Genomic DNA, 24,153 nt, shown 5'->3' on the forward strand with positions numbered 1-24,153 from the left:
CCGAGACAGAGGCGGGCAGGAGGACGTACCCTTTCGGCATGTCCACCCCCGCCGCTGGCGCAACCACCCTCGCGCCACGCCGGTCCAGCCGGTTCGTTGCCTGGGTACGCGCGTGGCGTGCCGGGCTGGTGCCGTTCGACGAGGTCGCCGACGCCATCGCCGGTGACGAGGAGCACCTGGTCGCCGACGCACCCGGGACCTGGACCGATGTCCCCCTGCCCGCGGCCCTGCCCACGCTCGCCAAGCTCTCGCCCGATGTGATCCGCCTGGTGCTGCCCGCGCCCGGTGACCCGCGCGGGCTGCCCGGCCCGGGCGACTTCGCCGGCGCCGCCCTGCTCGCTGGCGAGGGCGTGGTCGCCGGTTCACTTGGCCTGGTCCCGCAGCTGCGCACCCACACCTCCGGCTCCGGCGACGTCTTCGAGACCGTGCTGTGGCGGAGCTACCCGCTACCGGCCGACGCGGCGGCCGCATCGCTCGCCCTCCCCGGGGCGGCAGAGGCCGAGGCGGAGCTGGCCGCCGCTCTCGCCGAGACCACCGCCACCCTGACCCGGCTCGACGTAGCCCAGTGGCGGCCGGAGCTGGCCGGGGCGCTGGAGGCGCTGCGCCGGCCCGACGGCACCACCGACCTGCCACCTGGCTTCGACCCCCGCGCCCGCCGGCTCTTCGCCCGGGCCGCCGTGCTGGACCAGGTGCTCGCCCTGGCGGGGCAGGCCGCCCCCGGGGGCGCAGTCAACAACTACGAGGCCCAGCAGCGCGACGCGGCGCTGCGCCCGTTGACCAGCGCCTGTCGGCAGGCGCTGGCCGCCGCCTGCAACGCCCCGCTCCGCCCGTAGCGACCCCGGCAGCCGGGCGTTAGATCTCGTCGATCAGGTCGGCCACCGAGCTCACGATCCGCGACGGCCGGTACGGGTAGCGCTCGGCCTCCGTCCGGCTGCTGATGCCGGTGAGGACCAGGATCGTCTCCAACCCCGCCTCAAGCCCGCAGAGGATGTCGGTGTCCATCCGGTCGCCGATCATCGCCGTTGACTCGGAGTGCGCGTCAATCGTGTTCAACGCCGACCGCATCATCATCGGGTTCGGCTTACCGACGAAGTACGGCTCCACACCCGTCGCCTTCGACACCATCGCGGCGACCGAACCGGCGGCGGGCAACGCGCCCTCCATCGACGGCCCGGTCACGTCGGGGTTCGTGCAGATGAAGCGGGCCCCGTCATTGATCAGCCGGATCGCCTTGGTGATCGCCTCGAAGCTGTAGGTACGGGTCTCCCCCAGGACCACGTAGTCGGGCGCGAAGTCGCTGAGCACGTAGCCGACCGCGTGCAGCGCCGTGGTCAGCCCGGCCTCCCCGATCACGTACGCGGTGCCGCCCGGCCGCTGATCGGCCAGGAACTGGGCGGTGGCCAACGCGGACGACCAGATCGCGGACTCCGGCACGTCCAGCCCCATCCGGACCAACCGGGCCTGCAGATCGCGCGGAGTGTAGATGGAGTTGTTGGTCAACACCAGGAACGGCCGGCCGGAGGAGCGCAGTCGGGCGATGAACTCCGGCGCGCCGGGCACCGGCTGCCCCTCGTGCACCAGCACCCCGTCCATGTCGGTGAGCCAGCTCTGGACAGGCTTACGATCATTCATCTCTCGGATCCCTGATGTCGGGCCGCCGAAGCGGTCAGGAGGGGCGGCGGGCCGGAACGCAGCAGGCTGTCGGGCAGGTGTCCCACATCGGCAGGCCACCGAGGCGCCGGCGCAACGTCGCGCCAGCCGGATCGGTGCGCTCCCGGACCAGTTCGCGCACCATCGCCACGAACCGGGAGTCGGTGCCCGGCGTGGCGGCCCGGACGAAGTCCAGACCGAGCTGCTTGGCGGTCTCCCGGGCTTCGGTGTCCAGATCCCACACCACCTCAAGGTGGTCGGAAACGAACCCGATCGGGCTGACCACCACCCCGGTGACGCCCTGCCCGGGCAGCTCGGCGAGGTGGTCGTTGACGTCCGGCTCCAGCCAGGGTACCTGCGGGGGCCCGGAGCGACTCTGCCACACCAGGTCATAGGCCAGGTCGGGGGCGGCGGCGGCGTGCACCAGCCGAGCGGTCTCCGCCAGCTGTGCCTCGTACCGGCCGCCATGCGGGCCGGCCGCTGCCGCCGCGGCGGTGGGGACCGAGTGGGCGGTGAAGACGATCCGGGTGCTGTCCCGCCGGGCCGGGTCCAGCTGGGCCAACGCCGTGCGCACCGCATCGACGTGCGGCTCGACGAACCCGGGGTGGTCCCAGAACTGACGGAGCTTCTCGATCACCGGAGCATCCGCGCCGACCGCCGCGCGGGCCGCGGCGATGTCCTCCTGGTACTGCCGGCAGGAGGAGTAGCCGCCGAGAGCGCTGGTCACGAAGGCCAGGGCCCGTTCGACCCCGTCGTCGCGCATCTGCGCCACTGTGTCGGCGAGCATCGGATCCCAGTTCCGGTTGCCCCAGTAGACCGGCAGGTCAACGCCGTTGGCGGCGAAGTCGTCCCGAATCGCGGCGAGTAGTTCCCGACACTGCTGGTTGATCGGTGACACCCCACCGAAGTGCTGGTAGTGCTCGGCCACCTCGGCCAGCCGCTCCGGCGGCACGCCCCGGCCCCGGGTCACGTTCTGCAGGAACGGCATCACGTCCTCGGGCCGTTCCGGCCCGCCGAAAGAAACCAGCACCACCGCGTCGTACGCCATGGCCTCATTCTTCCCCGGTGGCTCGGTGACCGGACGACGGCCCCTGCGGCGCAGCACGGCAGGGGCCGTCGGCCAAGTCAGGCGCCGATGGCGTGGTAGCCGCCATCGACGTGGACGATCTCGCCGGTGGTCGCCGGGAACCAGTCGGAGAGCAGCGCCAGGCAGGCCCGGGCGGCCGGCTCACAGTCGGTGAGGTTCCAGCCCAGCGGGGCCCGCGCCGACCAGGCGTCCTCGAACTGCTCGAAGCCGGGGATCGACTTCGCGGCGACGGTACGCAGCGGCCCGGCCGCGACCAGGTTGCTGCGGATGCCCTTCGGGCCCAGGTGCAGCGCCAGGTAGCGGCTGGCGGACTCCAGGCCGGCCTTGGCCACGCCCATCCAGTCGTAGACCGGCCACGCCTTGGTGGCGTCGAAGGTGAGCCCGACCACCGAGCTTCCCGATGCCATCAGCGGCAGCGCCGCGGTGGCGAGGGCCTGGTACGAGTAGGTCGAGACGTGCACGGCCGTCGCGACGTCCTCCCAGGGCGCGTCGAGGAAGCCGCCGCCGAGGCAGCTCTGCGGGGCGAAGCCGATGGAGTGGACGATCCCGTCGAGGCCGTCGACGTGTTCCCGGACCCGGTCGCCGAGCGCGGCGAGGTGGTCGCGGTTGGTCACGTCCAGTTCGATTACCGGAGCTGGCTCGGGCAGCCGCTTGGCGATCCGCTCGACCAGGGAGAGCCGACCGTAGCCGGTGAGTATCACCTGTGCGCCGTTCTCCTGCGCGAGTCGCGCCACCGAGAAGGCGATCGAGGCGTCGGTGATGACGCCGGTGACCAGCAGCCGTTTACCGGCGAGCAGTCCTGACATGTCGATGTCTCCTCTCAGTGCCCCATGCCGAGGCCACCGTCGACCGGGATGACCGCACCGCTGATGTAGCCGGCGGAGTCCCCCGCCAGCCAGGTGACGGCGCTGGCCACCTCGTCCGTGGCGGCGAAGCGGCCCGCCGGGATGGCCTTGCGGTATTCGGTCTTGCGGTCCTCGGGTAGCGCGGCGGTCATGTCGGTCTCGACATAGCCAGGTGCCACCACGTTCGCGGTGATGTTGCGGCTCCCCAGCTCTCGCGTGATGGAGCGGGCGACGCCGACCAGGCCGGCCTTACTGGCGGCGTAGTTGACCTGGCCCGGGCTGCCGTAGAGCCCGACCACCGACGAGATGAAGATCATCCGCCCCCAGCGTGCCCGGAGCATCTTGGTCGAGGCGCGCTTGGCGCAGCGGAACGCGCCGGTCAGGTTGGTGTCAAGCACCCCGGTGAACTGCTCTTCGGACATCCGCAGCAGCAGCGTGTCATCGGTGATGCCGGCGTTGGCCACCAGCACCTCGACCGGGCCGAGCTCCGCCTCGATGGCGGTGAACGCCGCGTCCACCGAGTCAGAATCCGTCACGTCACAGCGAACGCCGAAGAGGCGGCCGGCGCCGGTCCCCGAGTCGGCCGCGTCGGCGCCGGGCGCCGCCCCACTCCGGTAGGTCACCGCCACCCGGTCACCCTGCTTGACGAAGGCCTGAGCGATCGCCAGACCGATACCGCGGTTACCCCCGGTCACCAGCACGGTACGGGCCACGATTCCCCCTCAGCTCAGAAGATCTCCACGTCGCGTCGGAGCCTAGGGGTTACCGGCAGGTAAGCGCTAACGCGCCACGGCACCGACAAGCGAAACCCACCGCAATCACCCGGCGACCGTCACCCCCGCCCCAGCCCGCTTCGATGCCCCACCGACCAGGGTGTACGATGGCGCCGTTTTGCGAGCCCGCCTCACGACTCGCAGCCCCGGGCCCCGCCGACCGCAGGAGGTGATCGCTGTGCGAGATAGCGATCCTCCGAGTCGTGGCCGGGCCGACCGTCAGCCCCGCTGAGTCCCGAAAGCACGGCTGACAAACCCGCTCCCTCGCACCCCTGCCGGCCCACACCGGACCGAGCACCGGTGGACGGTCGGAGCTGCCGGCCACGACTTTGTGTGCGCGTTCTGACCACCCACCCGCGGGCCCTCGACGCCCGCGCCCAGTCGCCACCGGAGCCAACCCCCATGAGCCGTTACGTCGCCCCCCTGGGCTTCACCCTGGCCGCGGTCTGGGTGGCCGTCCTCTTCGTCCTGGCCGGCGGCGGTCACTGACCGCCGCCGCGCCCGCGAAGTGGACTGGCATGATCCGGACGTGCGGAAGATGTTTGTCCTAGGCGGACTCGTCATCTCGCTGACCGCCTGCGGGGCGCTCGGCGATATTGACCGGAGCAAGCGCTACAAAGTTAACTCTCCCTCCATGGAGCCAACGATCGCGGAAGGTTCGGTTGTCACCGCCAAGGTGGTTAAGCCGGGCGACTACCAGCCGCGCGTCGGCGACATTGTGGTGTTCGATCCACCAGACAGCTACGGCTGGAACCCCGACGGAGCGCCACGGATCTCACGAGTGGTGGCCGTCGCCGGGGATACCGTCGCTTGCTGCGACGCTCAGGGGCGGATCTTCCGGAATGGCACTGTCCAAGACGAGCCCTATGTGAAGGAGCCAGCCTTCTCGACGGCGTTCGAGCACCTCACCGTGCCCGCGGGCAAGCTCTACCTCCTCGGCGACCTCCGAGGGGCGGCCAACGACTCCTCGCACAACGGCCCGGTGGCGGCAGGAAATGTGATCGGCATTATCAAACGCTGAGCACGCAGCCGGGGCATGTGTCGCACATCAGCCGACGGAGGACGGCTGGCTGCCACCGGTGCCCGGTCTTGGAAGCTGCGTGACAGATCGAGGATCAGACGATCCGGGACGACCACAGCAGACTCGTCGCCCCGGCGCAGAGCGCCAGCAGCAGCGCCACCCCGGCGTACCACTGGGTGATCTCGCGCGGTTCGGTCCGGAACCCGATCGACGAACCCATGTCCTGGTAGACCTGCTTCAGCTCGCGCACCGAGGCCGCCTCGTAGAAGTACCCGTCGGTCGTCTCCGCCAGATCCGCCAGGGCGAGCCGGTCCACCGGCACCCGTTGGCGTTGGCCACCGATGTCGACCTGACCGCCATCGGTCCCGAAGGCGATCGTGGAGACGGCGACATTAGCGGCCTGCGCCGCCGCGGCGGCCTCCTCCACCGACCGACCCGACGTGCGATAGCCGTCGGAGAGCAACACGATCCGGGCCGGCGGAACCCCGGCCGCGCCGTCGGCCGGCACCGACCGGATCGCCTCCAGACAGGTGAAGACCGCCTCCCCGGTCGCCGTCGACTCGGCCAGTGCCAGGCCGTTGATGGCGGTGACCACGGCCTGCCGGTCCTTGGTCGGCGGCACCAGCAGGTTGGCCGCCTTCGCGAACGAGACCAGCCCGAGGTTGTAGCTGGCCGGCAGCTCGGCGATGAACTGCTGGGCCGCCTCCTGGGCCGCCGCCAGCCGGTTCGGGGCCACATCGTCGGCCTGCATGGACAGGGAGACGTCGACAGCGAGCATGATGGTGGCCCGTTCCAGGGGCTGCCGAGTGTCGATCGACGGCCGGGCCAGCGCCGTGGCGAGCACCAGCAGACAGAGGAGGAACGCGGTCGCCGGTACGTGCCGACGCCACCCCAGGCCCTTCGGCGCGATCGTACGCAGCAGCTCCACATTCGTGAACCGCAGCGCGTACGCCCGGCGGTGCAGCTGCCGCCACACGTACAGCCCGGCGAGGACGAACACCGGCAGTACGGCCAGGAGCCACCACGGTTGTAGAAAACGAATCATCGTGTCGTCCCCCGGGTGCGGGTGTGCCGCTGCGCGGCGACGAAACGCACCATGTCCAGCAGCCAGTCTCGGTCAGTACGCAGTCTCAGGTGGGCAGCGCCCCCGGCGCGGAGCGCCGCGGCGATCTCGGCGCGCTGGGCGGCAGCGGCCTCGGCGTAGCGGTGGCGCAGCCGCGGGTCGCCCGTCCGTACCTCGTGCAGTTCGCCGGTCTCCGGGTCAACCACCGGCAGGACACCCACGTCGGGCAGTTCCAGCTCCCGCGGATCGAGTACCTCGATGGCCAGCACGTCGTGGCGTACCCGCAGCTTGCGCAGCGGCCGGGCCCACTGGGCCGGTGGCGCCAGGAAGTCGGAGATGACGACCGCCACCCCACGTCGGCGCGGCGGCCGGTTCAACCGGTCGACCAGGGCGCCGAGGTCGCCACGGCCCGGCCGGATCTCGGTACCGGCGACGGCCCGGACCAGCGCCTGCACCTCCCGGCGACCGGAGCGCGCGGGCAGCCGGGTGAACCGGCCGGTGGCAGTCGGCGTGCCCCGGCCGGCGGCGGCCGGCTCACCCCCGGTGCCGATCACCGCGCCGATCCGGTTGCCGCCCCGGCTGGTCAGGTGTGCCAGCGCCGCGGCGGCGGCCACCACCACGTCCCGCTTGAGCCAGCGGCCGGTGCCGAAATCGAGGCTGGCCGAGAGGTCCACCGCAAGCCACGTCTCCAACTCCCGGTCCGCCACCGTGCGCCGCACGTGCGGCATCGTGGTACGCGCCGTGACCGGCCAGTCCATCCGCCGCACGTCGTCGCCCGGGCGGTATTCGCGCGTGTCCCCCGCCTCGCTCCCAGGACCGGGTAGCAGGCCGACGTAGTCGCCTTGGAGCAGACCGTCGAGCTTACGGGTGACGAGCAGGTGCAGCCGGGACAACGCGGCCTCGGTGCGCCGACCGGCGGTGGGATCGACGGAGTCGCGACCGGTGGCGTCGGTTGGCCGACCGGCGGGTGGGATCACGGCTGCTGCCCGTGCCACCCGGCGCCGGGTGGCACGGCCGGGGCCGGGGTGGCCTGTTGGCGCGGCGCCACCGTGGGTAGTGGGATCGTCGCCATCACCCGGCCGACGACGTGGTCGGCTGGCACCTCATCGGCCAGCGCGTCGTAGCTCAGCACCAGCCGGTGCCGCAGGATGTCCGGCGCGATGTCCTGCACGTCCTGGGGCAACGCGTAGTCCCGGCCGCGCAGCAGCGCCAGGGCCCGGGTCGCGCGGACCAGGCCGAGCGAGGCTCGCGGGCTCGCACCGTACTGGATGTGCTGGGCGACGTCGGGCATGCCGTGCTCGGCGGGGGTCCGGGTGGCCAGCACCAACCGGACCGCGTAGTCGACCAGGGCATTGTGCACGAAGACCTGGTCCGCCTTACGTTGTAGCGCGACCAGGTCGGCGGTGGCGAACACCGGGGCGGCTTCCGGCGGCGCCACGCCCATCCGGTACACGATCTCCCGCTCCTCGGCGGCTGTCGGGTAACCGACGACGATCTTCATGAGGAACCGGTCCCGCTGCGCCTCCGGCAGCGGGTAGACACCCTCCTGCTCGATCGGGTTCTGGGTGGCCATCACGAGGAACGGGTCCGGCACCCGGTGCGTCTCGCCACCGATCGAGACCTGCCGCTCACTCATCACTTCCAGGAGCGCCGACTGCACCTTCGCGGGCGCCCGATTGATCTCGTCGGCGAGCAGGAAGTTGACGAACACCGGCCCAAGTTCGACATCGAACTTCTCGCTCGACTGCCGGTAGATCCGGGTGCCCATGATGTCCGCCGGCACCAGGTCCGGCGTGAACTGCACCCGGCCGAACGACCCGCCGACCACCGTGGCGAGAGTGTCCACGGCGAGCGTCTTCGCCACCCCCGGCACCCCCTCCAGCAGGCAGTGCCCCCGCGCCAGCAGCGCGACGAGCATCCGCTCCACCATCCGGTCCTGCCCGACGATCACCCGCTTGACCTCGAACAGCGCCTTTTCCAGCAGGGTGGCGTCCGCGGCCGGAGTGCTCTGCGCGGCCGGCGGGGTCGACCCGCCGGAGGTCCAGGTATCGGGCGTGCTCGGCTGGGCCACCGGTCCTCCACAGCATGATCGGTACTCGGGCGTGGTGCGGTACAAGACTGACATGATCGGTGGTGGTACGCCGCAGCGCGGACCCCGGGCCCGGCCCGCGGTCCGATCCACCGAACTTGCCAGCAGCGGGGTGGACAGCGATCGGTACGGGACGTGTACGATTCATCCCGTCGCCGGGCGGCTCCCCCCGTGGCCGCCCGGCGCTCAAACTCCTCCGCGCCGCCCGGCGCTCAAACTCCTCCGCGAGCCCGCCTAGAGTGGCGGGAATGGATGACCCCGCAATCCCCGCCCTGGTCTGCTCAGCGCGTGGCTGTGCAGCCCCCGCCCAGTGGGCGCTGCGGTGGAACAACCCCCGGCTACACGACGCGGCGCGACGGAAGACCTGGCTCGCCTGCCCCGAGCACCGGGTGACGCTCGGCGACTTCCTCGGCGCCCGGGGCTTCCTCCGCGAGGTTGTTCCGACGGCCGAATCGCCTACTCTCGACTCGTGAGCACGTACAACGGAACCGCACGGTGACCGGCGACGACCCGGCCGGGCTGCCACCCGCTGCCCCACCCCCGACCGGCCCGCCCCCCGGTCCGCTGGAACCGTGGCCAGAAACCGTCCGCTGGCAGGCTGTCTCCACCGACCTGATCTGGGTTGAGCTGCTGCGGCTGGCCGTGCTGATCGTCATCCTGCTGGCCGGGCTGACAGTGGGGTGGGCAGTCACCGGCCAAGGGGCGTTCGGGGTGGCCCTCGCCGGGGTTCTCCTCCTGACCGCGCTACGGACGGTCACCGTCGTACGGGCCGTACGGGCGTGGGGATACGCCGAACGCGAGGATGACCTTCTGGTGCGACACGGTCTGCTGGTGCGCCGGCTCTCCATCGTCCCGTACTCGCGGATGCAGTTCGTCGACGTCAGCGCCGGCCCGCTGGAGCGGGCCTTCAGCCTGGCTACCGTCCAGCTGCACACGGCGGCGGCGGCCACCGACGCCCGAGTGCCGGGGCTACGCCCGGCTGAGGCGTCCCGCCTCCGCGACCGCCTCACCGCGCTCGGCCGCGACCGGGCGGAGGGCCTGTGAGCGAGCCGGCCGCACGAGATCCAGAGGAGACCCGGCCACCCGCCACACCGCCGCACCCCGGCGGATTTCCCCCCGCCCCACCACCGCACCCCGGCTGGTACCCACCGGCCGCCGCGGCGTCCCCGCCGCACCCGGATGGATATCCCCCCGCCGTACCGCCGCACCCCGGCTGGTACCCACCGGCCGGCGTGCCCACCCCACCGGTGCCGCCGCACGGCGCCGAACGCCGGCAGCGGCTACATCCGCTCTCCCCCGCACTGCATGGCGCCAAGTCGCTGGTCGTGGTGATCGCTGGGCTCTCCTGGTCCACGTTGTCCCGGGTCGGCGTCGGCTGGTTCGTGGTGCTGGCGGTGGTGCTGGCGCTCGGCGCCACCGTGCTCGCGGTGGTCAGCTGGTACAACACCGGCTATCAGGTCGTGGACCGCGAGCTCCGGGTGCACGAGGGACTGCTCTGGCGACGTACCCGGGCGATCCCGCTGGAGCGGCTCCAGGCCGTGGAGGTGGTCCGACCGTTACTCGCCCAGCTCACCGGATTGGCGGAGCTGCGCCTCGAGGTGGTCGGGGGCGGCAAGACCGAGGCGCCACTGGCGTATCTGAGCGTGGCGGACGCCGCCGCCCTGCGACAGCGGCTGCTCGCCCTAGCCGGTCCGCAACCGGAGGCGGCCGCCCCGGCACCGGACACTTCGCCGGTCGGGCCGGAGGCGGCCCCGCCCGACCGACCACTGCACACCGTCCGGAACGCGGACCTGCTCCTGAGCCAGCTACTCACCCCACAGGCCTTCATGATCCCGTTCGGGGTGGCCTTCGTGGCGACGCAGTTCCTCTCCGGCGACTCCTGGTCGTTCGTCGCGGTGGCGAGCACGTTGACCGCGATGGCCGGGGTGCTGCTCCAGCCCATCCGCCGGGTGCTCGACGACTGGAACTTCCAGCTGGCTCGCGCTGCCGACACCCTGCGGATCCGCAACGGTCTGCTGGAGACCCGGGCGCAGACCGTGCCGCTACACCGGGTTCAGTCGGTCGGTGCGACCTGGCCGCTGCTCTGGCGGGCGAAGGGCTGGCTGCGGCTGCGGCTGGAGGTGGCCGGCTACTCGACGGGGGAAGCCGACGGGCGCAACCGGCCGGACCAGCTTCTCCCGGTCGGTCAGCAACCGGTCGCCGAGGCGATCCTCGCCGAGGTGTTGCCCGGGGTGCGCCTCGACGACCTGCCGCTGACCGCACCCCCAACCCGGGCTCGCTGGCTCAACCCGTTGGGTCAGCCGGTGCTCGGCGCCGGCCTGCACGAGCGGGTGTTCGCGGTCCGCTCCGGCTTGCTCACCCGCCACATCGTGGTCGTGCCGTACGCGAGGATCCAGAGCGTACGGGTGGTGCAGGGGCCGGTGCAGCGACGGTTGGGGTTGGCGACGGTGCACGCGGACACCGCCGGCGGCGCCGGGGCCGCCGCCCGCGACCGAGCGGTCGCCGAGGCGTGGGCCCTGGCCGCCGAGCTGACGGCCCGGGCGCACCAGGCCCGCCGCGCCACCCGGCCGCAGTAGGCCGCGCCACCCGGCCGACGGCAGTAGCGAGCCGCCGCCGCAACCGGCTGGTCCGGAGCACGCCGGGCACGTCGGGCCGCCCACCACCGCTCGGCCAGCCCCACCACCAGGAAGGCCATCCCCACGTACGCCCAACTGACCAGAATGTCGATCACGTAGTGCTCCCCGGAGTAAACCAGGGTGAAGGTCATGGCCAGCGGGTACGCGAGCAGCAGCGGACGCAGGAGGCCCTGCGGACGCTTCCGGGCGGTTCGGCTCAAGCGTGACCGGCCCGCCATCCGACGCCTAGGCTGGTGACCATGCAGGAGCCGTTCTCCCCGGGCGCAACCGCCTCGGTGGAGCTGATCGTCACCGAGGCCGACACCGCCCAGGCCATTGGCTCCGGCGACGTGCCGGTCCTGGGTACGCCGCGAATTCTCGCCCTGGCCGAGGCGGCGACCGTCGCGGCGATCGCCCGCCAACTGCCCGAGGGCACCACGACCGTGGGAGTCCGGATCGAGTTGGACCACCGCGCTGCCACCCCGGTCGGCCGGACCGTGGTGGCGCGGGCCCGACTGACGAAGGTCGACGGTCGGCGGCTGGTTTTTGCCATCTCCGTCACCGAGGGTGAATTTACCGTCGCCGAGGGGCGGGTGGAGCGGCTCCTGGTTGACCGGCAGCGCTTCATCGAGCGAGCCGGGCGGTCGTCATGAGCCTCCACTTCGTCGAGGTGGCCGACCAGGTCTATGTGCTTCGCGAGCCGCTGCTGCAGGTCAACGTGACACTGCTCGTCGGCGACGGTGCGGCCCTGCTGGTGGACACCCTCTCCACGGCGGGCCAGGCGGCGGAGTTGGCCCGGGCGGCGCGGGCCGTCACCCCGCACCCGTGGATGCTGGTGAACACCCACCACCACTTCGACCACTGTTTCGGCAACGCCACGCTGGTCGGCGATCCCCCCTGCCCGGTGTACGCGCACCAGCTGGCCGCCGCCGCCCTGCGTGACCCGGACCGGTTACGCCGGGAAGCGTACGAGGAGATGCACGGCGAGCAGCCCGGCCTCGCCGCGGAGCTACTCAACACTGCCGTACTGGCGCCGACCCATCTGGTGGGCGAGCGGGAGGTGCTCGATGTGGGTGGCCGACAGGTCGTCCTGCGCCACCTGGGGCGGGCACACACCGCGGCGGATCTGGTGGTGCACATACCCGATACGGAGGTGCTCGTCGTCGGTGACCTCGTGGAGCAGAGCGGCCCGCCGGCGTTCGAGGATTCGTACCCGTTGCGGTGGCCGGAGGCGGTGGCCGAGCTCTTGCGGATGACGACCCCGACCACGGTGGTGGTACCGGGGCACGGCGACCCGGTTGACCACGATTTCGTACACGCCCAGCACGGCCTGCTCAGCGACCTGGCCTGGCAGATCCGGGCTGGCCATGCCGGTCGGACACCAGCGGAGCGGGTGGCCGCCGAAGCACCCTTCGGTGCCCGCCCCGCGCTGATCGCCACCCGCCGCGGCTACGCCGAACTCAACGGCGAACTCTGACCCCACGCCGGCCGGCCGCACTGCCACCAACACACCGCGCCGGGAAGCCCGGCCCGCCGCCTGGTCCGCCGCCGGGCCCGGGCGCTGCCCGCCGGGTCAGGGGTTCAGCAGGTCTGCCAGGCGGGCCAGGTGCGGGGTGGCCGCCAGGACCGCCGCGCGCGCCTCGGGGGACAGACGGGACACCGCGGCGGCGAGCAGGGCGGCGCGCTGCTGCTCGTGATCGGCGATCCGGGCGTGGGCGTCGTCGGTGAGGCGCAGCCGGGCGGTACGGCGGTCGGCCGGGGCGCACTCGCGGTGCAGGAGTCCGGCGGCCACCAGGTCCCGGACGAGGGTGCTCACCGTGTTGGGTGCCGCGTGCAGGAGGCAGGCGGCATCCTTCACGCTGACGTCCGGGTGGGCCCGGACCAGCAGGAGCAGCTCGACCTGGGCTTCCGGCAACGGGAGGCAGTTGGCCTGCCGAGCCGCCGCGCGCCGCAGCCGGCGGTGCAGCTCGCCGACGACGGCGCCCAGCGCCGCCGTCGAAGCCGGGTCGAGGCACGGCACCGGGCGCGCCGGCACGTCATCGGTCGCCACCGTGTCGCCCACCTCACCTCAAAAGACTCTGGATACAGAGCTAAGGTTACCCGGTTGGCAGGCGACCCCCGGGGGAACTCAGTGACGCAGACCGCACCACCGACCGCACCCGCCGTAGCCCCGCCCGCCGGCCAGCCGCGGCCAGCCGGGGTCGGTGGTGGGCTTGGTCTGCTGCTCCTCCTCGGGGCGATCACCGCGATCGGCCCGCTCTCCCTGGACATGTACCTGCCGGCGCTCCCCGCCATGGCCCGGGACCTGGACGCGAGCCAGGCCCAGATTCAGCTCTCGCTCACCACCTGCCTGGTTGGGCTCGCGCTCGGGCAGTTCGTCACCGGCCCGCTCAGCGATCGCTGGGGCCGGCGCCGGCCGGCGCTGATCGGCCTCGTGGCGTACACCGTGCTCGCCCTGGCCTGCGCCGCGGCGCCCAGCGCACCGATGTTCACCGCCCTGCGGTTCGTCCAGGGCTTCGCCGGCGGGATGGCCGCCGTGGTGACCCGTGCCGTCGTGCGCGACCTGTACTCAGGTCGGGCCGCGGCGAAGTACTTCTCCCGGCTCACCCTGGTCTTCGGTCTCGCCCCGATCGCCGCGCCGACCGTCGGCAGTCTGGTGTTGCGGTTCGGGTCGTGGCGGACCCTGTTCGTCCTCCTCGCGGTCGTCGGCGCACTGCTCACCGCTGTGGTGGCGGCCTGGTTGCCGGAGACCCTGCCCGCGCACCGGCGCAACCGCGACGGCCTCAGCGGCATCGTCCGGTCGCTTCGCGAGCTGCTCACCGACCGGGCCTACCTGGGGTACACGCTGACCCAGGGGCTCGCCTTCGCCGGGCTGTTCGCGTACATCTCCGGTTCGTCGTTCGTCTTCCAGGACGTGTTCCACCTCTCGGCGAGCACCTTCGGTCTGCTGTTCGGCCTCAACGCGTTGGCGTTCGTGGCGGTCGGGCAGGCCAACGTCCGCCTGCTGGACCGGTTCCCGCCCCGTACCCTGCTGGTCAGCACCCTCGGGGTGAGTGCGGTGGCGGCCACTGGGGTGCTGGCCGGCGCGATCGCCGCCAGCCAGCTACTGCTCACGGGCGCGCTGCTGGCCTTCATCGCGTCGCTGGGCATGGTGATGCCGAACGGCACGAGCCTCGCCCTCGACCGACACGCACACCACGCCGGGACCGCGGCAGCGCTGATGGGCGCCCTCCAGTCGGTGATCGGGTCGCTCGCCGCGCCCCTGGTCGGGCTGGGCGGGGAGGGCAGTGCCGTACCGATGGCGGCGGTACTCGCGGCCTCAGCCGCACTGTCGCTCACCGCCGCACTCACCCTGGCCCGTCCCCCGCGCCCCTGATCGACCACGCGCACCTGGGTGGTTTCGCGCCCACCGATCCCGTGAACTGCGCCAACTGAAAAGGACATTGGCTGCTGGCTATTGCCGTCGAATACTTCACCGTGTTGCGATAACAGCACCGGACGACGCAGGGCACTCGTCGTCCGCTCGGGCATCCACGCGAGGGCACCGGTCCCACGACGGACCGCCGGCACGCGTGCCCACCACTCCTGCGCACGCCGCCTACCACCGTGACCGCTCGTCGCCGCGGGCCGGCCGGGTGCCGCCCCGCGCCCGTCCCCCGCGCGGGGTGATAGGCGCCCCGCGAGTCAGGAGATCCCGTGTCCTCCTACCGAACCCGAACAACCGTGCTCCTCACCGCGGCCATGACTCTCCTCGCGGCCGTCGTGGTGCTCATCACCAGGTCGGAGCCGGCGGCGGCGCACGGCGCCGCCATGGTCCCCGGCAGCCGTACCTTCCTCTGCTGGCGGGACGGACTGAGCCCCACCGGCGAAATCCAGCCGTACAACCCCGCCTGCTCGGCGGCCGTGGACCAGAGTGGGGCCAACTCGCTCTACAACTGGTTCAGCGTGCTGCGCTCCGACGCCGCCGGTCGTACCGTCGGCTTCATTCCCGACGGCCAGCTGTGCAGCGGAGGAAACTCCGGCTTCCTCGGCTACGACCTGGCCCGCACCGACTGGCCCCTGACGCACCTGACCGCTGGCCAGAGCATCGAGTTCCGCTACAGCAACTGGGCACACCACCCCGGAACGTTCTACTTCTACATCACCAAGGACAGCTGGAGCCCAACCCGCCCGCTGGCCTGGAACGACCTGGAGGAGCAACCGTTCCTGACCGTCACCAACCCACCCCAGCGTGGTGGTCCGGGCACCAACGACGGGCACTACTACTTCACCGGAACGCTGCCGGCCGACAAGAGCGGCCGACACCTGATCTACTCCCGCTGGGTCCGTTCGGACAGCCCGGAGAACTTCTTCGGCTGCTCGGACGTCACGTTCGACGGAGGCAATGGTGAGGTGACCGGCATCGGCCCCGGTGGCACCCTCCCGCCACCGAGTCCCACCACCGCACCACCGAGCCCGACCACACCGCCGCCCAGCGGCGACTGCATGGCGGTCTACAAGGTGATCAACGCGTGGCCGGACGGCTTCCAGGGGGAGGTGGAGATCATGAACCACACCGCCACCACCTGGAGCGGATGGACGGCGAGCTGGACCTGGCCCAGCGGTCAGGCAATAACCCAGCTCTGGAACGGCACGCACACCAGCTCGGGATCGGCGGTAACGGTGACCAACGCGTCGTACAACGGCACGGTGGTCCCGGAAGGCAGGACCACGTTCGGCTTCCTCGCCAGCCTCGCCGGCCCGAACACATCACCGACCGTGACCTGCAGCGGGAGCTGAACCGCGGGTCAGACCCGGCTGTCAACGGCGACGGTCGGCACCGCCCTGCTCCGCGGAGCAGGGCGGTGCCGACATCGCTACGACCGGGCCACCCGGATCACAGGGTGGTCCACTCGGTGCAGATCGGACCGGAGTCAGCCAGGGTGCAGACCAACCGAGCCGGCCCCGGTGCGGTGTCGTCCAGCATGAAACGTCCCAGACCGTCCGCGTCGGTGCCGACGGTCGAGTCGGAACCCGGCTGCTCTACCTGCACCCGCGCCGGTTGGGGCGGCACCAGCTGACCGACGATCCGGAGCCGATCACGAACGGGGATTACCTCCACCTCGATAGTGATCGAATCCGCGCGAAAGGTCAGCAGCCGCGCCTCATCGCCACGGACCTCGGCTGCCCCGGACATGCTCTCCACCAACTGGGCGAGCTCGGAGTCGGGCGAACGCCAGCTGTAGCTGGCGACCGCGGCGGCACGTACCGACTCCGGAACCGAATCGACCTCAGCCAGCAGGCTCCCCAGTCGGACAAGCAGCTCCTCGTCTGATGTGGTTAATCGGTCGTCACTCATGCGTACGCACGCTCCCCTAGGTACGTCGCTGCGGTGCCGGCTGATTCAGCAGTGCCCGAAGCGTCGCCAGGCACCGGGCACGAGAAGGGCCAAGGCTGCCGATGGGCACCGAGAGTGCCGCAGCAGCGATCGCATAGCTGCCCACCGGCTCGAACACCAGCAACCGCAGTAGCTCCTGACAGCGTATCGGCAACTGCCGGTAGGCATGCCACAGCTCCGCATCAGTTTCCTCGGCGACCAGCCGCTGCCAAGGCTCCGGCTGTGACTCGTCAATCGGCTCTGACCTCGCGAAATCCGGTGACGGCACCTCCCACCGGTTGCGCAGTAGGGCAAGGGCCTCTCGACGCGCGGTGGTGGCAAGCCACGCCCCCACCGATCCAGGATCACGTAGCTTGTCCAGATTTTCCACGAGCCGCAACCAGGTCGCCTGGCTAACGTCCGCGACGTCAGCGTCGTCGAGCCGGAATCCTCGCGCCACCGTGTAGACCAGGCGCGCGTACCGGTCGACCAGTGCCTCCCACGCCGCCTGATCACCGTTGGCAGCGGCACGCACCAGCTGACCTGCGTCGTCGTCGCTCATAGACAGACATCGTACAGCGCTACCTGAGCGCATCAGATCAGCCCGAGGTGGCCTCCAAACCGCTGGTCGGCCGTCCTCAGGTCGGCCATTAGCTGGTTGGCAGCGGTCACCGCGCCGACTTCCGAGTCGATCCGCGCGGAGAGTTCGGCAGCCACCCGCGGCGCGGCGAAGGAGGTTCCGCTCCATTGTGCCCACCCCTCCGGGAACAGCGCGTGGTCGATGTATGTGCTTCGCACGTCCTCGCCGGGCGCGACGATGCTGACCCACGGTCCGGCGTTACTCCAGGAGCAGAGGCTGGTGCCGTCGTGCGCGGCGACCGCCAGGACCTGCCCACTCCACGACTCGTCGGCATCGGCGAACGCCGCGGGCCAGAACGGGTCGCTGCGGTTGCCGTCGTTGCCGGCGGCGGCGACCACCACCCGGTCGATCCCGGACAGGGCCTGCTCCAACGCCGCGCGTACGCCGAGCGGTGCGGATCCGTCGGCGGTGAAGCCGCCGAGGGAAAGGTTGATCACCTTGGTGTCCGGGTGCAGCCGACCAAGGCCGGCGATCAGCTCGTCCTCCGTGCAGACACCAAAGGTGTCCAAGGTACGGATCACCCGTAATACTGCCCGGTCCGTGTGGTTCGCGATAACACCACCGATGAAGTTGGCGTGCCCCACGTCGCCGTCGAGCAGCCCATCCTCATCGACATCGGTTTCCGTCTCCACCTCGACACCGTCTGCGGCGAGGTAGCCGGCCGGGAGCGGGGTCTCGGTCCAGAACCCGGTATCGACGATGGATACCGCGACTCGGCCGGTTTCGGCCGGCATCTTCAACGTCGACGCGGCGACGGGCGCCGGCGGCCCGAACGGACCTCCATGGTTGAACGGACTGGCCAGGAAGACGTGGTTGGGGCTGACCACCTGGCGGCGGGTTGGACGGTCCGCACGCAGCGCGCGGACCGCAGCCGGTACGTCCAGCCCCGGCGCCCGATAGCGCCGCAGGCCCGGCAGTAGCTCCTCGTCGCCGGAGCCAGGCTGCGCGGCCCGAGCACGTCCGAGATAGCGTTCGGCATCCCGCCGACTGTCTTCAACGACCAACAGCTCGTCGGCGACGAACCACGCCCGGGCGCTACCGCCGACGGCGGTGTGCGCGAGCTTGGGAAGGCGCTCCAGCCGCGCCCGACGGCGGGCAGCGAATCGGTTGACGCGTTCTGAGGACGGTGGCATCCATCTCTCCTTCGGTAGGGAATCGACCACACCCACCTGCCGGCGACCGACTGGCGGGCGTTCGCACAAGAGAGGGCGGTGGACCGCTCGTTGATACAAGGTGTGAACAGTGGTTTGAGTCAGGTATCTGACTAATCCTCATCCGACCTGCGGCTAGCCACAGTGGATGGACGAGAAGCTTTGTCGGACTGCTTCTCGGTCGTTCACCGCTGTGCCAAAATCCATAGGTGATGGACAGCGCCGAACAGATGGACGACAGTCCAGCAGGCAAGGCGCTCCACCTCGTCACCGCCGACCCGGCTCGCGCCGCCGAGCTGGCGGCTGCCGCGCTCGCCGCTGCCCGTGCGGGCGCGGATCCCGACCAGGAGACCGTGGCGCTGCGGGCACTCGGACTCGCCGCGCGGGAACAACACAACGCAGATCACGGGCTCCGCCACCTACGCCGGGCCCGCCGCGTGGCCGAGGCCGCCCAACTCCCGGTCCGCGCCGCCGAAGCCCGGATGAGCCTCGCGCTGGTCCTGGCCGAGGCGGGCCAACCGCAGCAGGCACTGCGCGAGATCGACGCCGCGTCACCGATCCTCCGTGGGCTGCCCGCCGCCCGCCTACAGATGCAGCGGTCACTGATCCTCGACCGCCTCGGCCGCTTCGACGAGGCGATGGCCGGCTACACCGATGCGCTGGCCGCCTTCCGACGCAGCGGCGACCGGTTGTGGCAAGCCCGTGCACTCACCAACAGAGGAGTGCTGCACACCTACCGGGGCAGCCTGCGCCAGGCTGAGGCTGACCTGCGGTCCGCCGAGCGCGGCTACGCGAAGCTCGACCAAGAGCTGGCACTGGCCCAGGTCCGCCACAACCTCGGCTTCGTCCTGTCCCGCGCGGGTGACATACCGGGCGCACTGCGCTGGTATGACCTGGCCGACCAGTACTTCGCCAGGACCACCCGCCCGGCGATCGCCCTGATGGATCGAGGCGAACTGCTACTGGGGGCCCGGCTACTGCCGGAGGCTCGCGCGGCGGCCGAGGCCGCCCTGGACGCGGCCCGGGCAAGCCGGATGGGGCTCTACGAGGCACAAGCCCGGCTGATGCTGGCCGAGGTCGCGCTGGCCGAGGCCGACCTGCCGACCGCCTCGAAGCAGGCACAGGCCGCGTACCGCCTGTTCAGTCGACAGAACCGACCGGCCTGGGCGGCGCTCTCCCGATACGTCAAGCTACGGGCCAGCTCACCAGACGAGCCGGCGCACCTGCGGCAGTCTCGCTCCGTCGCACGTGCGCTGGCGACGAGCAGCTGGCCGATACCGGCACTCGACGCCCGCCTCTATGCCGCCCGGGTCGCCCTCGACCGGGCGCTGTGCACCGGGCAACGCGCGAAGGTCGCCGCCATCGCCGGAGAGTTGAGTGCCATCCGCGCCGCCAGCCGTGGTGGGCCGGCCCAGCTCCGGGCCCGCGCCTGGCACGCCGAGGCACTCCGCCGAATCGCCACCGGCGACACCGCCGGGGCACGCCGGGCGCTCAACGCGGGAATGGCACTGCTGGACCGCTACCAGGCAGCCCTCGGCGCCACCGAGCTGCGGGTGATGGCCGGGGTGTACGCCCTGGACCTGGCCAGCACCGGCCTTCGACTAGCGGTTCGGGGCGGGCAGGCTCGGGCGATCCTACGCTGGAGTGAGCGGTGGCGAGCCGCCACACTGCGGCTACCCCCCGCCCGGCCTCCGGACGAAGCCGGGCTCGCGGCCGACCTGGCCGAGCTGCGCCGGACCGTCGACGAAGCCGCCCACACGAGTGCCGCGTTGGGATCGACCCTGCTGCGTCAACAGCGGCTGATCGAGGAACGGATCCGGACCCGCAGCTGGCAGGCCAGCGGCACCGAGTCTGGTGCGGCGAGCGGGATTCCACTGGACCGGATCGCGGTGGAGCTGGCCGACCAGACCCTGGTCGAGCTGATCGACATAGACGGCACGCTCCACATCGTCGTCGTGCACGGCGGCCGGTTTCACACCCGGGCGCTGGGTGCGCTCGCCACCGTCACCGACGAGCTTCAGGCCCTGCGTTTCGCGCTGCGACGCATCCTGACCAGCCGGGGCTCCGACGACTCCCGGGCGGCGGCAGCGACCGCGGCCCGGTTCGCGGTGCACCAGCTGGACAACCTGATCTTCGGCGCGATACAGCCGTGGCTCGGCGCCGGCGGACTGGTCCTGGTGCCGGTCGGCGCCCTGCACGCCATGCCGTGGGCCCTGCTACCGACCTGTGCCGGGCGACCGGTGACGGTGGTGCCGTCAGCATCGGAGTGGCTCACCGCGTCAGCCCGCCGCCAAGCCGCCCACCCGGCGACGACCACTCCGCCCCACCAGCGGAACCCAGTGCTGGTCGCCGGCCCCGGCCTCGCCTATGCCGAGGCGGAGGTGCAGCGGCTGGCGGGCACACTCGCGCCCGTAAAGGTGCTCCTCGGCCCCGACGCGACCGCAGAGGCAGCGCTCGCGGCGCTGGACGGCGCCCCCCTTGCCCACCTCGCCGCACACGGCACCTTCCGCACCGACAACCCCATGTTCTCGCACGTACGCCTCGCCGATGGTCCACTGACCGTCTACGACCTGGAGCGGCTCGCCTGCGCGCCCGGGACGGTGGTGCTCTCCGCCTGCGACGTGGGGCTGTCCGCGGTGCACCCGGGCGAGGAGCTGATGGGGTTGTCCACCGCGCTGCTCCAGCTGGGAACGGCGACGGTACTGGCCAGTGTCCTGCCGGCGCTGGACTCCGCGGCGCAGGAGCTGATGGTGGAGATGCATCGACGGCTGGCCGCCGGCGACACACCGCGGCTCGCCCTCGCCGGCGCCCAGGCGGAATTCGGTGCCGGCCTGGACGCCAGCACCGCCACCGCCGCCTCTTTCGTCTGCTTCGGCGCCGGTTGACCGACCTCACCAGCCCCGGCCGCGCCAACCAGCCCGCCCTGCTGGCCGGCCGTCGACTACCGGGCTGACCCCCCGCGAACACTCTCCGTCGATCCACAACGGAGCGAGCAGTCCCGCGTCGATCTGATACGTCGCCTTCGCGACATGGACCGCATGCATCACACGCGCCCCGGGCCCTCTCTTATGGGGGAACCGCACGGGGGACGACGAACGAAACACATCCCATCGCGCCGGACAGCTCACAACCTCGAGTCCACGCGCGACGAAGGAGAGGTGTGCACGTGCTCCAGCTAACCAACACCAGCAATGGTACGAGCCGGGTCCGGAGCCGCACCGGCCCCCTCATCGTCGGCATCGGCGGCACCATGCGCCCCGGGTCCTCCACCGAACAGGCCGTCCGGGCCGCGTTGTCCGCCGCCGAGCAGGCCGGAGCCCGTACGCACCTGCTCGGCGCCACCGAGCTGCAGCTGCCGCTGTACCTGCCCGGCGAAGGCCGACGGACGGCGGCAGCCCGACAGTTCGTCAACGCCGTACGGATGGCCGACGGGATCGTGATCGGGACGCCGGCGTACCACGGAGGTATCTCCGGCCTGGTCAAGAATGCCCTCGACTACATCGAGGACCTGAGGGACGCGCCCCACCCCTATCTGCACGGTCGGGCCGTCGGCTGCCTGGTCACCGCTCGTGGATCCCAAGCCGCCACCACCCTCACCAGCCTCCGCGCGGTCGTACACGCACTCCGGGGTTGGCCGACGCCGCTCGGCGTCGCGGTCAACACGGAGCACGTCACGTTCACCGCCGACGGCACCAGCACCGACTCGCACGTCTCCTCCCAGCTGTCCCTGATGGGAGAGCAGGTCGTCGAGTTCGCCCTCGCCCGAGCCACCGCAGCCTGACTGCCGCACGCAGCCTGACTACCGGCCCGATCTGAAGTGGAGTACGACATGTTGGACAACCACCGCTCCGCCGCAACCGCGGACGTAGCCGACGGCACCGTCGACAACCCGACGCTGGCGGCTGCCACCGCGACAGCCGTAGCCGTCGACAGCCAGAGCAGCGCCCAACCTTTCGGATCCGACGTGGAGGGGCTCGACGACCTGGACAACGTCGACTTCGACCTGGACGAGGTGGAAAACAAGATCGCACCGCTCGCCCTCGCGTCGAATGAGGCGATCCAGTGGCGCCGGTGACCGTGGCCGCCGGTGCCGCCGTCCGGGTGGATATCAACACCGGCCCCGCCAGCTCCTACGTCGGGCTGCGCGAATGTATCGCCGCGCTCCGTGCGGCCGGTGCCAGCTTTGGTGACCTGCCCCACCGCCACACCGCCGAGTGGGCGGAACTGGCCCCCGACGACAAGCCACAGGACAACCCGCTGCCGCTCGGCGAGATCGCCCTCGCCGCCTCCGAGCGACGACTGCACCGGGAGAGCGAGCAGGTGTACCGGGTCCTCTCGGTCGCTGCCGCCGCGCTCTGCGCCGGCACCGCGGAGTTAGGTCGTCCACTGCTCGTCAGCGGTGTCGGCGGCACCGACCTGTCGTCCCTGCGCGGGCTGATGCGGGCCGTGGAGCACTCACGGGTACACCCCGGCGCGGCGCTGCTGCTGGATCGACCGGAGTCGGTCCGTGCGCCGCTCGGACCGCACGCCGACTATCGCGCCGAGCGGGCTCGCTGCCTCCGTCGCATGGACCTGCCCATCACGGTCGACGATCTCGTGCCGGACCTACCGTCGGTCGCGGCCACCGCGGTGGCGCCCGCCTCCGAGGAGGGCAAGCTCTACCAGCGGGCACGCGACCAGGACAGCACCGCCGTCGACCGGGTCGCCGCCGCCATGGCCTACTGCCGGCGGGCCTTCTTCTCCGCGAACTGGGAAGGGATGGCGCTCGTCGCCACCGAGGCGATCGAGCTTCTGCCCGGGGTACCCACGCCGGCCCTTCCCGAGCTACTGGCCAAGGCGGAACGCGAGGACAGCCTGGTCCACGCCATCGAGTTCGAAACCACAATCCTGCGCAGCACCGCTGATATCCGTGGCTTCCTCCTCAAGGTAATCGGGATCCAGGCCGGCTTCCGCGGGGACCAGGACGCGGCGGTCACCGCCTTCCGTGCCATTCGCGAGCACGACCACGGCCTCTCGCCGGAGATCCGCGCCCAGTCCCACCTGTACACCGCCCTCACCCTCTCCAAGCGCAAAGGCCGCCTGGGCGAGGCGGTGGCCGAGGTCGAGCAGGGGTTCGAGGTCGTCCGGGAGCGCCCGAACGAGGCCGACAGCGTCCGCCGGGAACGGGGCTGGCTGCACAACCTGCGCGGGCTTACCCTCTTCGCCGAGCGACGACTCGGCCCGGCGTTCGAGCACGAGAAGAAGGCCCTCGCCTGCCTCGCCGGCCTCAACGATGCCAGCTCCGCTCACCTGCGCATCAATCTGTACTCCAACATCAGCGTGTTGCAGGAGAAGGCCGGCAAGTACTCGTCCGCGCTGGCGACCTGGGACAAGTTCCGGCAGGCCACCGGCTCCTCGACGGCGGGCTTCGCCAAGCACCACTCGTATCGCAGCGCCGGACTGCGGCTGCTGGTCGGTGACCGGGAAGCCGCGATCGAGGAGATCGACACGACCCTCACCAACGCCGCCGGACTCAACGACATCTTCCACCAGACCGAGGTCCGCCTCGAGCTGGGCATGCTGCACGCGTCCGCGGGTCACCGCGAGGCCGCCGTCGCAGAGTACGAGCTGGCCGAGCAGGATGCGCGACGGCTCGGCGACCCGTACCGGATCGCCCTCGCCCAGGCCGGACAGGTGATGACGGGTGGGGCCGGCGCGGACGTTCCGGCCACCGTGGCGAGCGCGGAACTGAGCCTGACCCGTCCGGTCGAGGCGACGGCCCTCGCGAAGGCGGTGTCCGGCGCGGCGGAGCTCGCCGAACTCCTGCCGAAGCCCCGCACGAAGCTCAACCGTCCCTTCGACCTGATCAACTTTCAGGACTGAC

Annotated in this window: 25 protein-coding genes and 1 pseudogene; 14 read left to right on the forward strand and 12 right to left on the reverse strand. The window is 71.3% G+C overall.

Features of this window, described 5'->3' with window-relative positions; all coding sequences use genetic code 11:
* Window positions 1-38: 38 nt before the first annotated feature.
* Window positions 39-833, forward strand: a complete 795-nt coding sequence (locus tag SALPAC2_RS0108285; protein WP_018216192.1) for a hypothetical protein — start codon at window positions 39-41, stop codon at window positions 831-833.
* 19 nt (window positions 834-852) lie between these two features.
* Here the strand turns inward: SALPAC2_RS0108285 and SALPAC2_RS0108290 are convergent, their stop codons facing one another.
* From SALPAC2_RS0108290 to fabG, 4 genes are all read right to left on the reverse strand, one after another.
* A complete protein-coding gene (locus SALPAC2_RS0108290; protein WP_018216193.1) occupies window positions 853-1,632 on the reverse strand; it encodes an HAD-IIA family hydrolase in 780 nt (259 codons plus the stop codon).
* Window positions 1,633-1,666: 34 nt separating this feature from the next.
* A complete protein-coding gene (locus SALPAC2_RS0108295) occupies window positions 1,667-2,698 on the reverse strand; it encodes a ferrochelatase (RefSeq protein WP_018216194.1) in 1,032 nt (343 codons plus the stop codon).
* A gap of 77 nt (window positions 2,699-2,775) precedes the next feature.
* Window positions 2,776-3,543 (reverse strand): enoyl-ACP reductase FabI, encoded by a 768-nt coding sequence (gene fabI / locus SALPAC2_RS0108300; protein WP_018216195.1) that lies wholly within the window; start codon window positions 3,541-3,543, stop codon window positions 2,776-2,778.
* Window positions 3,544-3,557: 14 nt separating this feature from the next.
* Window positions 3,558-4,295: a 3-oxoacyl-ACP reductase FabG gene (fabG, locus tag SALPAC2_RS0108305; RefSeq protein WP_018216196.1), complete on the reverse strand. Its 738-nt coding sequence runs from the start codon at window positions 4,293-4,295 to the stop codon at window positions 3,558-3,560.
* A 393-nt stretch (window positions 4,296-4,688) separates the two neighbouring features.
* Between fabG and SALPAC2_RS27495 the strand changes: the two genes are divergently transcribed.
* A complete protein-coding gene (locus SALPAC2_RS27495) occupies window positions 4,689-4,844 on the forward strand; it encodes a hypothetical protein (protein ID WP_018216197.1) in 156 nt (51 codons plus the stop codon).
* A 49-nt stretch (window positions 4,845-4,893) separates the two neighbouring features.
* A complete protein-coding gene (gene lepB, locus SALPAC2_RS24655) occupies window positions 4,894-5,376 on the forward strand; it encodes a signal peptidase I (RefSeq protein ID WP_223874134.1) in 483 nt (160 codons plus the stop codon).
* Window positions 5,377-5,470: 94 nt separating this feature from the next.
* Here lepB and SALPAC2_RS0108320 read toward each other — a convergent pair whose 3' ends face one another.
* The 3 genes from SALPAC2_RS0108320 to SALPAC2_RS0108330 are packed head-to-tail and all read right to left on the reverse strand — an operon-like array spanning window position 5,471 to window position 8,510.
* Window positions 5,471-6,421, reverse strand: coding sequence for a VWA domain-containing protein (locus tag SALPAC2_RS0108320; protein ID WP_018216199.1), 951 nt, complete (start codon window positions 6,419-6,421; stop codon window positions 5,471-5,473).
* A complete protein-coding gene (locus SALPAC2_RS0108325) occupies window positions 6,418-7,434 on the reverse strand; it encodes a DUF58 domain-containing protein (RefSeq protein WP_026184537.1) in 1,017 nt (338 codons plus the stop codon). Before SALPAC2_RS0108325 ends, SALPAC2_RS0108320 begins: the two co-directional genes overlap by 4 nt.
* Entirely contained in the window at window positions 7,413-8,510 is a 1,098-nt protein-coding gene (locus SALPAC2_RS0108330; RefSeq protein ID WP_018216201.1) for an AAA family ATPase, read from the reverse strand. The genes SALPAC2_RS0108325 and SALPAC2_RS0108330 overlap by 22 nt, the downstream gene beginning before the upstream one ends.
* A 266-nt stretch (window positions 8,511-8,776) precedes the next feature.
* On the opposite strand from SALPAC2_RS0108330, the gene SALPAC2_RS26005 reads away from it, so the two are divergent.
* Genes SALPAC2_RS26005 through SALPAC2_RS0108340 form a run of 3 tightly spaced genes read left to right on the forward strand, consistent with a single transcriptional unit; the run spans window position 8,777 to window position 11,104 of the window.
* On the forward strand, window positions 8,777-9,001 hold the full coding sequence (locus tag SALPAC2_RS26005; RefSeq protein ID WP_080636998.1) for a hypothetical protein: 225 nt from the start codon (window positions 8,777-8,779) through the stop codon (window positions 8,999-9,001).
* A gap of 22 nt (window positions 9,002-9,023) precedes the next feature.
* Window positions 9,024-9,572 (forward strand): PH domain-containing protein, encoded by a 549-nt coding sequence (locus SALPAC2_RS0108335; RefSeq protein WP_018216202.1) that lies wholly within the window; start codon window positions 9,024-9,026, stop codon window positions 9,570-9,572.
* Window positions 9,569-11,104, forward strand: a complete 1,536-nt coding sequence (locus SALPAC2_RS0108340) for a PH domain-containing protein (RefSeq protein WP_033662021.1) — start codon at window positions 9,569-9,571, stop codon at window positions 11,102-11,104. Before SALPAC2_RS0108335 ends, SALPAC2_RS0108340 begins: the two co-directional genes overlap by 4 nt.
* A gap of 32 nt (window positions 11,105-11,136) precedes the next feature.
* Here SALPAC2_RS0108340 and SALPAC2_RS26010 read toward each other — a convergent pair.
* Window positions 11,137-11,322: pseudogene (locus SALPAC2_RS26010) on the reverse strand (phosphatase PAP2 family protein); the annotation flags it as partial.
* An 81-nt stretch (window positions 11,323-11,403) separates the two neighbouring features.
* Here SALPAC2_RS26010 and SALPAC2_RS0108345 point away from each other — a divergent pair.
* Together SALPAC2_RS0108345 and SALPAC2_RS0108350 are read left to right on the forward strand one after the other, a co-directional pair.
* Window positions 11,404-11,796 (forward strand): thioesterase family protein, encoded by a 393-nt coding sequence (locus tag SALPAC2_RS0108345; protein ID WP_018216204.1) that lies wholly within the window; start codon window positions 11,404-11,406, stop codon window positions 11,794-11,796.
* A complete protein-coding gene (locus SALPAC2_RS0108350; protein ID WP_018216205.1) occupies window positions 11,793-12,620 on the forward strand; it encodes an MBL fold metallo-hydrolase in 828 nt (275 codons plus the stop codon). The genes SALPAC2_RS0108345 and SALPAC2_RS0108350 overlap by 4 nt, the downstream gene beginning before the upstream one ends.
* Window positions 12,621-12,716: 96 nt before the next feature.
* Here the strand turns inward: SALPAC2_RS0108350 and SALPAC2_RS0108355 are convergent, their stop codons facing one another.
* The gene (locus tag SALPAC2_RS0108355; RefSeq protein WP_018216206.1) at window positions 12,717-13,205 is read right to left on the reverse strand and encodes a MarR family winged helix-turn-helix transcriptional regulator; all 489 of its coding nucleotides are present in this window, start codon (window positions 13,203-13,205) and stop codon (window positions 12,717-12,719) included.
* Window positions 13,206-13,274: 69 nt separating this feature from the next.
* Between SALPAC2_RS0108355 and SALPAC2_RS0108360 the strand changes: the two genes are divergently transcribed.
* Window positions 13,275-14,519 carry a multidrug effflux MFS transporter gene (locus SALPAC2_RS0108360; RefSeq protein WP_018216207.1) on the forward strand — a complete coding sequence of 415 codons (1,245 nt, stop codon included), beginning with the start codon at window positions 13,275-13,277 and terminating at the stop codon, window positions 14,517-14,519.
* A 365-nt stretch (window positions 14,520-14,884) separates the two neighbouring features.
* Entirely contained in the window at window positions 14,885-15,922 is a 1,038-nt protein-coding gene (locus tag SALPAC2_RS0108365; protein WP_188115907.1) for a lytic polysaccharide monooxygenase auxiliary activity family 9 protein, read from the forward strand.
* 97 nt (window positions 15,923-16,019) lie between these two features.
* Here SALPAC2_RS0108365 and SALPAC2_RS0108370 read toward each other — a convergent pair whose 3' ends face one another.
* Genes SALPAC2_RS0108370 through SALPAC2_RS0108380 form a run of 3 tightly spaced genes read right to left on the reverse strand, consistent with a single transcriptional unit; the run spans window position 16,020 to window position 18,272 of the window.
* On the reverse strand, window positions 16,020-16,481 hold the full coding sequence (locus SALPAC2_RS0108370; protein WP_018216209.1) for a hypothetical protein: 462 nt from the start codon (window positions 16,479-16,481) through the stop codon (window positions 16,020-16,022).
* A 16-nt stretch (window positions 16,482-16,497) separates the two neighbouring features.
* Window positions 16,498-17,061, reverse strand: a complete 564-nt coding sequence (locus SALPAC2_RS0108375) for an RNA polymerase sigma factor (protein WP_018216210.1) — start codon at window positions 17,059-17,061, stop codon at window positions 16,498-16,500.
* Between the two features lie 32 nt (window positions 17,062-17,093).
* Complete coding sequence (locus SALPAC2_RS0108380; protein ID WP_018216211.1) at window positions 17,094-18,272, reverse strand: S8 family peptidase; 1,179 nt, start codon at window positions 18,270-18,272, stop codon at window positions 17,094-17,096.
* A gap of 230 nt (window positions 18,273-18,502) precedes the next feature.
* On the opposite strand from SALPAC2_RS0108380, the gene SALPAC2_RS0108385 reads away from it, so the two are divergent.
* The 4 genes from SALPAC2_RS0108385 (at window position 18,503) to SALPAC2_RS0108400 (ending at window position 24,152) form a co-directional block, all read left to right on the forward strand.
* A complete protein-coding gene (locus SALPAC2_RS0108385) occupies window positions 18,503-21,175 on the forward strand; it encodes a CHAT domain-containing protein (RefSeq protein WP_018216212.1) in 2,673 nt (890 codons plus the stop codon).
* Window positions 21,176-21,450: 275 nt separating this feature from the next.
* Complete coding sequence (locus tag SALPAC2_RS0108390; RefSeq protein WP_018216213.1) at window positions 21,451-22,071, forward strand: NADPH-dependent FMN reductase; 621 nt, start codon at window positions 21,451-21,453, stop codon at window positions 22,069-22,071.
* A gap of 36 nt (window positions 22,072-22,107) precedes the next feature.
* Window positions 22,108-22,365, forward strand: a complete 258-nt coding sequence (locus tag SALPAC2_RS0108395; RefSeq protein WP_026184538.1) for a lymphostin biosynthesis Trp-donating RiPP — start codon at window positions 22,108-22,110, stop codon at window positions 22,363-22,365.
* The gene (locus tag SALPAC2_RS0108400) at window positions 22,353-24,152 is read left to right on the forward strand and encodes a hypothetical protein (RefSeq protein WP_018216215.1); all 1,800 of its coding nucleotides are present in this window, start codon (window positions 22,353-22,355) and stop codon (window positions 24,150-24,152) included. The genes SALPAC2_RS0108395 and SALPAC2_RS0108400 overlap by 13 nt, the downstream gene beginning before the upstream one ends.
* Window position 24,153: the final 1 nt, after the last annotated feature.

This window comes from Salinispora vitiensis (assembly GCF_000378825.1).
Classification (GTDB): domain Bacteria; phylum Actinomycetota; class Actinomycetes; order Mycobacteriales; family Micromonosporaceae; genus Micromonospora; species Micromonospora vitiensis.

Bases quoted from the DNA above. Each gene is read 5' to 3' on its own strand.
- SALPAC2_RS0108285 (WP_018216192.1), top strand. From the start codon at position 39: ATGTCCACCCCCGCCGCTGGCGCAACCACCCTCGCGCCACGCCGGTCC.
- SALPAC2_RS0108290 (WP_018216193.1), bottom strand. From the start codon at position 1,632: ATGAATGATCGTAAGCCTGTCCAGAGCTGGCTCACCGACATGGACGGG.
- SALPAC2_RS0108295 (WP_018216194.1), bottom strand. From the start codon at position 2,698: ATGGCGTACGACGCGGTGGTGCTGGTTTCTTTCGGCGGGCCGGAACGG.
- fabI (WP_018216195.1), bottom strand. From the start codon at position 3,543: ATGTCAGGACTGCTCGCCGGTAAACGGCTGCTGGTCACCGGCGTCATC.
- lepB (WP_223874134.1), top strand. From the start codon at position 4,894: ATGTTTGTCCTAGGCGGACTCGTCATCTCGCTGACCGCCTGCGGGGCG.
- SALPAC2_RS0108320 (WP_018216199.1), bottom strand. From the start codon at position 6,421: ATGATTCGTTTTCTACAACCGTGGTGGCTCCTGGCCGTACTGCCGGTG.
- SALPAC2_RS26005 (WP_080636998.1), top strand. From the start codon at position 8,777: ATGGATGACCCCGCAATCCCCGCCCTGGTCTGCTCAGCGCGTGGCTGT.
- SALPAC2_RS0108345 (WP_018216204.1), top strand. From the start codon at position 11,404: ATGCAGGAGCCGTTCTCCCCGGGCGCAACCGCCTCGGTGGAGCTGATC.
- SALPAC2_RS0108350 (WP_018216205.1), top strand. From the start codon at position 11,793: ATGAGCCTCCACTTCGTCGAGGTGGCCGACCAGGTCTATGTGCTTCGC.
- SALPAC2_RS0108365 (WP_188115907.1), top strand. From the start codon at position 14,885: ATGACTCTCCTCGCGGCCGTCGTGGTGCTCATCACCAGGTCGGAGCCG.
- SALPAC2_RS0108370 (WP_018216209.1), bottom strand. From the start codon at position 16,481: ATGAGTGACGACCGATTAACCACATCAGACGAGGAGCTGCTTGTCCGA.
- SALPAC2_RS0108375 (WP_018216210.1), bottom strand. From the start codon at position 17,061: ATGAGCGACGACGACGCAGGTCAGCTGGTGCGTGCCGCTGCCAACGGT.
- SALPAC2_RS0108380 (WP_018216211.1), bottom strand. From the start codon at position 18,272: ATGCCACCGTCCTCAGAACGCGTCAACCGATTCGCTGCCCGCCGTCGG.
- SALPAC2_RS0108385 (WP_018216212.1), top strand. From the start codon at position 18,503: ATGGACAGCGCCGAACAGATGGACGACAGTCCAGCAGGCAAGGCGCTC.